The sequence below is a fragment of the Pseudomonas sp. lyk4-TYG-107 genome (assembly GCF_030209055.1).
Classification (GTDB): Bacteria; Pseudomonadota; Gammaproteobacteria; order Pseudomonadales; family Pseudomonadaceae; genus Aquipseudomonas; species Aquipseudomonas putida_A.
Map to the genome: position 1 here is coordinate 1 of NZ_JARVST010000017.1, position 11,185 is coordinate 11,185.

Here is an 11,185-nt window from a genome sequence, read left to right on the forward strand (position 1 = left end):
GCAAACCGGAGGCGATGCCCCCGGATGGACACCGTAGCGAGGGAACACTGAGCCTCAGCGAAGTGCCGTACGCCGGGGGAAGCCTTTTTGGTTACTTTTTCGGCGTTTGGAAAAAGTGACCCGCCGTAAGGGCGGAACCGTAATCAGCAACCCCCGCAGCAACGGATATGCCCACAAAAGCCAAAAAACAGTCGGCCCGAAGGCCGCTGCGACCAGACAAACAAAAACGGCCTCTATATAAGAGGCCGTTCCCGATACAACTCAAAGACGTTATCGCAAGACAAGCCTTATTTGCGGTCTTCCAGCTTGGTGATATCACGCGACTCGTAGCCAGTGTACAACTGGCGCGGACGGCCAATCTTGTACGGGCTGGAGAGCATTTCTTTCCAGTGCGAGATCCAGCCCACAGTACGCGCCAGAGCGAAGATCACGGTGAACATGCTGGTCGGAATGCCGATCGCCTTGAGGATGATCCCCGAGTAGAAGTCGACGTTCGGATACAGCGAGCGCTCGATGAAGTACGGGTCGGTCAGCGCGATCTCTTCCAGGCGCATGGCCAGTTCGAGTTGCGGATCGTTGTTGATGCCCAGTTCCTTCAGTACTTCGTCGCAGGTCTGCTTCATGACAGTCGCGCGCGGATCGCGGTTCTTGTAAACGCGGTGACCGAAGCCCATCAGTTTGAACGGATCGTTCTTGTCCTTGGCCTTGGCGATGAACTTGTCGATGTTGGACACATCGCCAATCTCGTCAAGCATGGTCAGAACGGCTTCGTTCGCACCGCCGTGGGCAGGGCCCCACAGTGCGGCGATACCGGCGGCGATACAGGCGAACGGGTTGGCACCCGAAGAGCCCGCCAGACGCACGGTGGAGGTCGATGCGTTCTGCTCGTGGTCGGCGTGGAGGATGAAGATCCGGTCCATGGCCTTGGCGAGTACCGGGCTGATCGGTTTGATCTCGCACGGGGTGTTGAACATCATGTGCAGGAAGTTTTCCGCGTACGTCAGGTCGTTGCGCGGGTACATCATGGGTTGGCCCATGGAGTACTTGTAAACCATCGCTGCCAGGGTTGGCATCTTGGCAACCAGACGGATCGCGGAGATTTCGCGATGCTGCGGGTTATTGATGTCCAGGGAATCGTGGTAGAAGGCCGAGAGGGCGCCGACTACGCCGCACATGACGGCCATCGGGTGGGCGTCGCGACGGAAGCCGTTGAAGAAGGTTTTCAGCTGCTCGTGAACCATGGTGTGGTTTTTCACGGTGCTGACGAACTGGGCCTTCTGTTCTGCAGTCGGCAATTCGCCGTTGAGCAGCAGGTAGCAGGTTTCCAGGTAGTCCGACTTTTCAGCCAGCTGTTCGATCGGGTAGCCGCGGTGCAACAGAATGCCGTTGTCGCCGTCGATATAGGTGATCTTCGATTCGCACGAGGCGGTCGACATGAAACCCGGGTCGAAAGTGAAGCGGCCCGTGGCCGTCAGGCCCCGAACATCGATTACATCGGGACCAACGGTGCCGGTTAAAATGGGCAGCTCGACGGGGGCTGCGCCCTCGATGATCAACTGCGCTTTTTTGTCAGCCATGTGGCCTCCTATTTATGCTTGAACCATCAGACAGACCCCCCACGCAGGGCCCGCACCACTATAGTGAGATAAATTCGAATGTCAATTTGCCTAAAGTCTTGCTCCAGAAGGCTTTAAGCGCACTTTTTCCTCGAAATTGACTGCCATTTACGCCTTTTATGCGACTTGTGCAATCAGCTATTGGGGGTAGGTGATTGCGTTGTCATTAGTAGCCTAACTGTCTATACTCGGCCACCGACCGCCAAGGGCTTTTGGGCTTGCTTTCATTGGGGGTCGCATCCCTGGGTGGTGGTTACCTGACCAGTGCACTCCCCAACAACTTTGCCCTGATTGTTAGGGGCTCTTCAGTGTGAAAAAAAAGCCGTGAAAAGCCAACGACCTGTAAACCTAGACCTAAGGACCATCAAACTCCCAGTCACTGCTTACACGTCCATTCTTCACCGTATCTCCGGTGTCATCCTCTTCGTGTGCCTTGCCATCATGCTTTACGCATTGGACAAGTCGCTGAGCTCCGAGGAAGGCTTCGGTCAGGTGAAAGCGTGTCTGACCAGTCCGCTAGCCAAGCTAGTGATTTGGGGCATCCTGTCCGCTCTGCTGTATCACCTGGTTGCCGGTGTGCGCCATTTGATCATGGACATGGGCATCGGTGAGACGCTGGAAGGCGGCAAGCTGGGCTCGAAAATCGTTATCGCCGTTTCCGTGGTGGTAATCGTTCTGGCAGGAGTCTGGATATGGTAACTAACGTCACGAACCTCTCGCGTTCGGGCCTCTATGACTGGATGGCGCAACGTGTGTCGGCGGTCGTTCTCGCGGCTTACTTCATTTTTCTGATCGGATACGTCGTGGCCCACCCAGGCCTCGAGTACGCCCAGTGGCATGAACTGTTCGCCCACAACGGGATGCGTATTTTCAGCCTCCTGGCCCTTGTTGCTCTCGGCGCTCACGCCTGGGTCGGCATGTGGACCATCGCGACTGACTACCTGACGCCAATGGCGTTCGGCAAGTCCGCGACGGCTATACGTTTCCTTTTCCAGGCAGTATGCGGCGTTGCGATGTTCGCTTACTTCGTCTGGGGTGTGCAGATTCTCTGGGGTATCTGAGTCATGGCTAACATTCCAACGATTTCTTTCGACGCCATCATTATTGGTGGTGGCGGTGCCGGCATGCGCGCTGCGCTGCAGCTGGCGCAGGGCGGTCACAAGACTGCGGTGATCACCAAGGTTTTCCCGACCCGTTCGCACACTGTATCCGCCCAGGGCGGCATCACCTGCGCGATCGCGTCCGCTGACCCGAACGATGACTGGCGCTGGCACATGTACGATACCGTCAAGGGTTCCGACTACATCGGTGACCAGGACGCTATCGAATACATGTGTCAGGAAGGCCCGGCGGCCGTTTTCGAGCTGGACCACATGGGTCTGCCGTTCTCGCGTACCGAGCAAGGCCGTATCTACCAGCGTCCGTTCGGTGGTCAGTCCAAGGACTACGGTAAAGGTGGTCAGGCTGCCCGTACCTGCGCAGCGTCCGACCGTACCGGTCACGCGCTGCTGCACACCCTTTATCAGGGCAACCTGAAAGCCGGCACCACGTTCCTGAACGAGTACTATGCTGTCGACCTGGTGAAAAACCAGGAAGGCGAGTTCGTCGGCGTGATCGCGATCTGCATCGAAACCGGCGAAACTTCGTACATTCGCGCCAAGGCCACCGTACTGGCTACTGGCGGTGCTGGCCGTATCTACGCCTCCACCACCAACGCCCTGATCAACACCGGTGACGGCGTTGGCATGGCGCTGCGTGCTGGCGTGCCGGTACAAGACATCGAAATGTGGCAGTTCCACCCGACCGGCATCGCCGGCGCCGGTGTACTGGTGACCGAAGGTTGCCGTGGTGAAGGTGGTTACCTGATCAACAAGCACGGCGAGCGTTTCATGGAGCGTTATGCTCCGAACGCGAAGGACCTGGCTGGTCGTGACGTGGTTGCCCGCTCGATGGTTAAAGAAATCATCGCCGGCAACGGTTGCGGTCCGAATGGCGACCACGTAATGCTCAAACTCGACCACTTGGGCGAGGAAGTGCTGCACAGCCGTCTGCCAGGTATCTGCGAACTGTCGAAGACTTTCGCACACGTTGACCCGGTGGTTGCTCCGGTTCCGGTTGTTCCGACCTGCCACTACATGATGGGCGGCGTTGCCACCAACATTCATGGTCAGGCGATCACCCAGAACGCCGAAGGCGTGGATCAGATCATTCCTGGTCTGTTCGCCGTAGGTGAAGTGGCTTGCGTATCGGTACACGGTGCCAACCGTCTGGGCGGCAACTCGCTGCTCGACCTGGTGGTATTCGGCCGCGCTGCCGGCCTGCACCTGGAAAAGGCGCTGACCGACGGCATCGAATACGACGACGCTACCGAAGCCGACATCGAAGCTGCCCTGTCGCGTCTGAACGCGCTGAACGGCCGTACCGATGGCGAAGACGTGGCTACCCTGCGTCGCGAGCTGCAAAGCTGCATGCAGAACTACTTCGGTGTATTCCGCACTGGCGAATACATGCAGAAGGGTATCGCTCAGCTGGCCGATCTGCGCAAGCGCATCGCCAACGTGAAGATCAACGATAAGTCGCAAGCGTTCAACACCGCGCGTATCGAAGCTCTGGAACTGCAAAACCTGCTGGAAGTGGCTGAAGCTACCGCCATCGCGGCCGAAGTACGTAAAGAGTCCCGCGGCGCTCACGCCCGTGAAGACTTCGAAGACCGTGACGACGAAAACTGGCTGTGCCACACCCTGTACTTCCCGGGTGAGAAGCGCGTCGCCAAGCGTGCCGTAAACTTCTCGCCGAAGACTGTTCCGACTTTCGAACCTAAAGTCCGGACTTATTAAGGGTGATCGCCATGTTGCAAGTCAGTGTTTATCGCTACAACCCTGATCAGGACGCTGCGCCGTTCATGCAGGAATTCCAGGTCGATACCGGTGGTAAAGACCTGATGGTGCTGGACGTGCTGGCCCTGATCAAAGAGCAGGACGAGGGTTTCTCCTATCGTCGCTCTTGCCGTGAAGGCGTCTGCGGCTCCGACGGCATGAACATCAACGGCAAGAACGGCCTGGCGTGCATCACGCCGCTGTCCGCTGTTGTAAAAGGCAACAAGTTGATCGTTCGTCCGCTGCCAGGTTTGCCGGTCATCCGTGACCTGGTTGTCGATATGAGCATCTTCTACAAGCAATACGAGAAGGTTAAGCCTTACCTGCAGAACGACACGCCGGCTCCGGCCATCGAGCGTCTGCAGTCCCCTGAAGAGCGTGAAAAGCTCGACGGTCTGTACGAGTGCATCCTGTGCGCCTGCTGCTCGACCTCGTGCCCGTCCTTCTGGTGGAACCCGGACAAGTTCCTGGGTCCAGCTGCCCTGCTGCAAGCGTACCGCTTCCTGGCAGACAGCCGTGACACCAAGACGTCCGAGCGTCTGGCTTCGCTCGATGACCCGTTCAGCGTCTTCCGCTGCCGGGGCATCATGAACTGCGTCAACGTATGTCCGAAAGGCCTGAACCCGACTAAGGCCATCGGTCACATCCGTAACATGCTGCTTTCGAGCGGCGTGTGATTCAGCTGCTGTAACCGTAGAACCGCTGTAACGAAGAGGCTGTGGCGCGGGCTTCAACCCGCGTCATGGCTATAACCAGAGCAGTAGCCACAAGCTGCAGCTCTTATTTTGAAGAAATGAGACAAGCAGGGGCATCCGGGCTGGTACCCGGACTATCAGCGTGATCCTAAGTGGCTTGTTTTGGTCGCTGCATTCGGACTTCTGCAAGTTTGCTCGGTATTGACGCCGATGGTGTTCCCCTAACCGAGGGTGACCAAGCATGCAAGAAAGCGTGATGCAGCGCATGTGGAACAGCGCCTACCTTTCAGGTGGAAACGCTGCCTATGTGGAAGAGCTTTATGAGCTCTACCTGCACGACCCTAACGCTGTGCCAGAAGAGTGGCGCACCTACTTTCAGAAGCTGCCTGCCGACGGCAGCTCTGCCACTGATGTTTCGCACTCCACAATTCGCGATCATTTCGTGCTGCTGGCAAAGAACCAGCGCCGCGCCCAACCGGTTTCCGCCGGGAGCGTGAGCAGTGAGCACGAGAAGAAGCAAGTTGAAGTGCTGCGATTGATCCAGGCCTACCGTATGCGTGGCCACCAGGCAGCCCAGCTTGACCCGCTGGGGCTGTGGCAGCGTCCTGCACCTGCAGACCTGTCGATCAATCATTACGGCTTGACCAATGCCGATCTTGATACGACCTTCCGTGCCGGCGACCTGTTCATCGGCAAAGAGGAAGCGAGCCTACGCGAAATTCACGAAGCGTTGCAGCAGACATATTGCCGCACCATCGGCGCTGAATTTACGCACATCACCGATTCCGAGCAGCGCCAGTGGTTCCAGCAGCGTCTGGAAAGCGTGCGTGGTCGTCCGACGTACTCCGCCGACATCAAGAGCCACCTGCTTGAGCGCGTGACTGCCGGTGAAGGCCTGGAAAAATACCTGGGCACCAAATACCCGGGCACCAAGCGTTTCGGTCTGGAAGGCGGCGAAAGCCTGATCCCGATGCTCGACGAGCTGATCCAGCGTTCCGGTTCCTACGGCACCAAGGAAGTCGTCATCGGCATGGCCCACCGTGGCCGTCTGAACGTGCTGGTCAACACCTTCGGCAAGAACCCGCGCGAGCTGTTCGACGAGTTCGAAGGCAAGAAGAAGGTCGAGCTGGGTTCCGGTGACGTCAAATACCACCAGGGCTTCTCGTCCAACGTGATGACCACCGGCGGTGAAGTTCACCTGGCCATGGCGTTCAACCCGTCCCACCTGGAAATCGTTTCCCCGGTGGTAGAAGGTTCGGTTCGCGCCCGTCAGGATCGTCGTAACGACCCGACCGGTGAGAAGGTGCTGCCGATCTCCATCCACGGTGACGCTGCATTCGCAGGTCAGGGCGTGGTCATGGAAACCTTCCAGATGTCGCAGACCCGCGGTTTCAAGACCGGCGGTACCGTGCACATCGTGATCAACAACCAGGTGGGTTTCACCATCAGCAACCCGTTGGACTCGCGTTCCACCGAGTACGCCACCGACGTTGCGAAGATGATCCAGGCGCCGATCCTCCATGTGAATGGTGATGATCCGGAAGCCGTGCTGTTCGTGACCCAGCTGGCCATCGATTACCGCATGCAGTTCAAGCGTGACGTGGTGATCGACCTGGTCTGCTACCGTCGTCGCGGCCACAACGAGGCCGACGAGCCAAGCGGCACCCAGCCGCTGATGTATCAGCAGATCACCAAGCAGCGCACCACCCGTGAGCTGTACGCTGATCGCCTGACTCAGGCCGGTGTACTGGACGCTGAACGTGTTCAGGCCAAGGTCGACGAGTACCGCAACGCGCTGGACAACGGTCTGCACGTAGTGAAATCGCTGGTCAAAGAGCCGAACAAAGAGCTGTTCGTGGACTGGCGTCCGTATCTGGGCCACGCCTGGACTGCGCGTCACGACACGCGTTTCGACCTAAAGACCCTGCAGGAACTGTCCGCCAAGCTGCTGGAAATTCCGGAAGGCTTCGTGGTTCAGCGTCAGGTCGCGAAGATCTACGAAGACCGTCAGAAGATGCAAGCCGGCGGCCTTCCGATCAACTGGGGTTACGCCGAAACCATGGCGTACGCGACCCTGGCGTTCGAAGGTCACCCGATCCGCATGACCGGTCAGGACATCGGCCGCGGTACGTTCTCGCACCGTCACGCTGTGCTGCACAATCAGAAAGACGCGGGCACCTACATTCCGCTGCAGAACCTGTACGACGGTCAGCCACGCTTTGACCTGTACGACTCGTTCCTCTCGGAAGAAGCGGTACTGGCCTTCGAATACGGCTACTCGACCACCACGCCAAACGCGCTGGTGATCTGGGAAGCCCAGTTCGGCGACTTCGCCAACGGTGCACAGGTTGTTATCGACCAGTTCATCACCAGCGGCGAACACAAGTGGGGCCGTCTCTGCGGTCTGACCATGCTGTTGCCACACGGCTACGAAGGTCAGGGTCCTGAGCACAGCTCGGCTCGTCTTGAGCGTTACCTGCAGCTGTGCGCCGAGCACAACATTCAGGTGTGCATGCCGACCACCCCGGCCCAGATCTACCACTTGCTGCGTCGTCAGGTGATTCGCCCGCTGCGCAAACCTTTGGTAGTGCTGACGCCTAAGTCGCTGCTGCGCCACAAGCTGGCCGTCTCGACCCTGGAAGATCTGGCTGAAGGTTCGTTCCAGACCGTGATCCCGGAAATCGATGCCCTGGACCCGAAAAAGGTCGAGCGCGTTGTTCTGTGTAGCGGCAAGGTCTACTACGACCTGCTGGAAAAACGTCGTGCCGAAGGCCGTGACGATATCGCCATCGTGCGTATCGAGCAGCTGTATCCATTCCCTGAGGACGACTTGAAAGAAGTCCTGGCGCCTTACACCAACGTCAAGCATGCCGTGTGGTGTCAGGAAGAGCCGATGAACCAGGGCGCCTGGTACTGCAGCCAGCACCACCTGCGTCGCAGCATCGGTAACCTCGACAAGTCTCTCGTACTCGAGTACGCGGGCCGCGAGGCTTCTGCTGCCCCAGCATGTGGTTACGCATCGATGCACGCCGAGCAGCAGGAAAAACTGCTGCAAGACGCGTTTACCGTTTAACGCCTTCGCGCACCTGAAACCGAATTTAAGGAACCACAGATAATGGCTATCGAGATCAAAGCCCCCACTTTCCCGGAATCGGTTGCCGATGGCACCGTTGCCACCTGGCACAAACAACCGGGCGACGCCGTCAAGCGTGACGAACTGATCGTCGACATCGAAACCGACAAAGTCGTACTGGAAGTGCTGGCTACCGCCGACGGCGTGCTGGGCGCAATCGTCAAGAACGAAGGCGACACCGTTCTGTCCGACGAAGTCCTGGGCTCCATCGTTGAAGGCGGCGCTGCTGCCGCTGCTCCAGCCGCCGCGGCTGCTCCGGCCGCTGCTGCCGCTGCCCCGGCTGCTGCCGAAGGCGAAGACGATCCTGTTGCTGCTCCGGCTGCGCGCAAGCTGGCTGAAGAAAACGGCATCAACATCGCTTCCGTTGCCGGTACCGGCAAAGGCGGTCGTGTGACCAAGGAAGACGTGGTCGCTGCTGTAGCCGCGAAGAAAGCCGCTCCGGCTGCGGCTCCTGCAAAAGCCGCTGCTCCAGCCGCTGCTGCTCCGGTATTCGCTGCCGGTGACCGCGTTGAGAAGCGCGTACCGATGACCCGTCTGCGTGCCAAGGTTGCCGAGCGTCTGGTTGAAGCCCAGTCGAACATGGCAATGCTGACCACTTTCAACGAAGTCGACATGACCGAAGTCATGGCGCTGCGTTCGAAGTACAAGGACCTGTTCGAGAAGTCCCACAACGGCGTACGCCTGGGCTTCATGTCGTTCTTCGTCAAGGCTGCCACCGAAGCGCTGAAACGCTTCCCGGCGGTCAACGCTTCGATCGACGGTGCGGACATCGTTTACCACGGCTACGCCGACATCGGTGTTGCGGTTTCCAGCGACCGTGGTCTGGTCGTTCCGGTTCTGCGTAACGCCGAGCTGATGAGCCTGGCTGAAATCGAAGGCGGCATCGCCACGTTCGGCAAGAAAGCCCGTGACGGCAAACTGTCGATGGAAGAGATGACCGGCGGTACCTTCACCATCACCAACGGTGGTACCTTCGGTTCGATGATGTCGACCCCGATCGTCAACCCGCCGCAGGCAGCGATTCTGGGCATGCACAACATCATCCAGCGTCCTATGGCCATCAACGGTCAGGTCGTGATCCGTCCGATGATGTACCTGGCACTGTCCTACGATCACCGTCTGATCGATGGCAAAGAAGCTGTAACCTTCCTGGTGACCATCAAGAACCTGCTGGAAGATCCGGCTCGTCTGTTGCTGGATATCTGATAGAAGCAGCCATGCGCTGCGGGCCGTACCGTCGGCAACGGCGGTACGGCCCGCAGCGCGCGGCTTGAAGCTTTTCGCTAAAGAGGATTTTTTGAATGTCGCAGAAATTTGACGTAGTAGTGATCGGTGCCGGCCCTGGCGGCTATGTAGCTGCCATCAAGGCCGCGCAGCTGGGTCTCACCACTGCCTGCATCGAGAAGTACACCGACGCTGAAGGCAAACAGGCCCTCGGCGGTACTTGCCTGAACGTCGGCTGCATTCCGTCCAAGGCGCTGCTGGACAGCTCCTGGAAGTACAAGGAAGCCAAAGAGAGCTTCAACGTTCACGGTATCTCGACCGGCGAAGTCAAAATGGACGTCGCTGCGATGGTTGGCCGCAAGGCTGGCATCGTCAAGAACCTGACCGGCGGCGTTGCCACTCTGTTCAAGGCCAACGGCGTTACTTCGATCCAGGGCCACGGCAAGCTGCTGGCTGGCAAGAAAGTCGAAGTCACCAAGCCGGACGGTTCGGTTGAAGTCATCGAAGCCGAAAACGTCATCCTGGCTCCAGGTTCGCGTCCGATCGACATTCCGCCGGCTCCGGTCGATCAGAAAGTCATCGTCGATTCGACTGGTGCTCTGGAATTCCAATCCGTACCTAAGCGTCTGGGCGTGATCGGCGCTGGCGTGATCGGTCTGGAACTGGGTTCGGTGTGGTCGCGTCTGGGTTCCGAAGTGGTTGTCCTCGAAGCACTGGACACCTTCCTGATGGCAGCGGACACCGCTGTTTCCAAGGAAGCGCTGAAAACCCTGACCAAGCAAGGTCTGGACATCAAGCTGGGTGCTCGCGTAACCGGTTCGAAAGTGAACGGCGACGAAGTCGTTGTTAACTACACCGATGCCAACGGCGAACAGTCCATCACTTTCGACAAGCTGATCGTAGCCGTTGGTCGCCGTCCGGTGACCACTGATCTGCTGGCTGCCGACAGCGGCGTGACCCTGGACGAGCGCGGTTTCGTGCACGTTGACGATCACTGCGCCACCACCGTACCGGGCGTTTACGCCATCGGTGACGTGGTTCGCGGCATGATGCTGGCGCACAAGGCTTCGGAAGAGGGCATCATGGTTGTCGAGCGCATCAAGGGCCACAAGGCTCAGATGAACTATGACCTGATCCCTTCGGTTATTTATACTCACCCGGAAATCGCGTGGGTTGGCAAAACCGAGCAGGCCTTGAAAGCCGAAGGCGTTGAAGTTAACGTCGGCACCTTCCCGTTCGCCGCTTCCGGCCGTGCCATGGCCGCCAACGATACCGGTGGTTTCGTCAAGGTCATCGCTGATGCCAAGACCGACCGCGTATTGGGCGTGCACGTGATTGGCCCGAGCGCTGCAGAACTGGTTCAGCAGGGCGCGATCGGTATGGAATTCGGCACCAGCGCTGAAGACCTGGGCATGATGGTTTTCTCCCATCCGACCCTGTCTGAAGCCTTGCACGAAGCTGCTCTGGCTGTGAATGGCGGCGCCATCCACATTGCCAACCGCAAGAAGCGTTAAGACACACAATAAGAAACCACGGCGGTAACGGCCCGTCGTGAGCCTTGCGAGCAAGTCTCACCGCGGAATGTCCGCTGGACGCAGTCTTGCGTAGCTGCACCGGGTATCCGGAAAGGCTACGCAAGCA

The 11,185-nt window shown here is 58.6% G+C and carries 8 protein-coding genes; 7 read left to right on the forward strand and 1 reads right to left on the reverse strand.

Annotation, left to right across the window (positions count from 1 at the left end):
- Nucleotides 1–287: 287 nt before the first annotated feature.
- Nucleotides 288–1,577: a citrate synthase gene (gltA, locus tag QRN61_RS14375; RefSeq protein WP_003222994.1), complete on the reverse strand. Its 1,290-nt coding sequence runs from the start codon at nt 1,575–1,577 to the stop codon at nt 288–290.
- Between the two features lie 363 nt (nt 1,578–1,940).
- On the opposite strand from gltA, the gene sdhC reads away from it, so the two are divergent.
- The 7 genes from sdhC (at nt 1,941) to lpdA (ending at nt 11,058) form a co-directional block, all read left to right on the forward strand.
- A complete protein-coding gene (gene sdhC / locus QRN61_RS14380) occupies nt 1,941–2,315 on the forward strand; it encodes a succinate dehydrogenase, cytochrome b556 subunit (RefSeq protein ID WP_016773673.1) in 375 nt (124 codons plus the stop codon).
- The gene (gene sdhD, locus QRN61_RS14385) at nt 2,309–2,677 is read left to right on the forward strand and encodes a succinate dehydrogenase, hydrophobic membrane anchor protein (RefSeq protein ID WP_003222999.1); all 369 of its coding nucleotides are present in this window, start codon (nt 2,309–2,311) and stop codon (nt 2,675–2,677) included. Before sdhC ends, sdhD begins: the two co-directional genes overlap by 7 nt.
- Before the next feature lie 3 nt (nt 2,678–2,680).
- The gene (sdhA, locus tag QRN61_RS14390; protein ID WP_007962857.1) at nt 2,681–4,453 is read left to right on the forward strand and encodes a succinate dehydrogenase flavoprotein subunit; all 1,773 of its coding nucleotides are present in this window, start codon (nt 2,681–2,683) and stop codon (nt 4,451–4,453) included.
- Between the two features lie 11 nt (nt 4,454–4,464).
- The gene (locus QRN61_RS14395; protein WP_003223007.1) at nt 4,465–5,169 is read left to right on the forward strand and encodes a succinate dehydrogenase iron-sulfur subunit; all 705 of its coding nucleotides are present in this window, start codon (nt 4,465–4,467) and stop codon (nt 5,167–5,169) included.
- A 259-nt stretch (nt 5,170–5,428) separates the two neighbouring features.
- On the forward strand, nt 5,429–8,260 hold the full coding sequence (locus tag QRN61_RS14400) for a 2-oxoglutarate dehydrogenase E1 component (protein WP_027614036.1): 2,832 nt from the start codon (nt 5,429–5,431) through the stop codon (nt 8,258–8,260).
- A 42-nt stretch (nt 8,261–8,302) separates the two neighbouring features.
- Nucleotides 8,303–9,526, forward strand: a complete 1,224-nt coding sequence (odhB, locus tag QRN61_RS14405; protein ID WP_041074387.1) for a 2-oxoglutarate dehydrogenase complex dihydrolipoyllysine-residue succinyltransferase — start codon at nt 8,303–8,305, stop codon at nt 9,524–9,526.
- Between the two features lie 95 nt (nt 9,527–9,621).
- Complete coding sequence (gene lpdA, locus QRN61_RS14410) at nt 9,622–11,058, forward strand: dihydrolipoyl dehydrogenase (RefSeq protein ID WP_007962860.1); 1,437 nt, start codon at nt 9,622–9,624, stop codon at nt 11,056–11,058.
- Nucleotides 11,059–11,185: the final 127 nt, after the last annotated feature.

Coding starts and splice junctions, on each gene's coding strand:
- QRN61_RS14400 (WP_027614036.1), top strand. CDS start 5,429: ATGCAAGAAAGCGTGATGCAGCGCATGTGGAACAGCGCCTACCTTTCA.
- sdhD (WP_003222999.1), top strand. CDS start 2,309: ATGGTAACTAACGTCACGAACCTCTCGCGTTCGGGCCTCTATGACTGG.
- gltA (WP_003222994.1), bottom strand. CDS start 1,577: ATGGCTGACAAAAAAGCGCAGTTGATCATCGAGGGCGCAGCCCCCGTC.
- QRN61_RS14395 (WP_003223007.1), top strand. CDS start 4,465: ATGTTGCAAGTCAGTGTTTATCGCTACAACCCTGATCAGGACGCTGCG.
- lpdA (WP_007962860.1), top strand. CDS start 9,622: ATGTCGCAGAAATTTGACGTAGTAGTGATCGGTGCCGGCCCTGGCGGC.
- sdhA (WP_007962857.1), top strand. CDS start 2,681: ATGGCTAACATTCCAACGATTTCTTTCGACGCCATCATTATTGGTGGT.
- odhB (WP_041074387.1), top strand. CDS start 8,303: ATGGCTATCGAGATCAAAGCCCCCACTTTCCCGGAATCGGTTGCCGAT.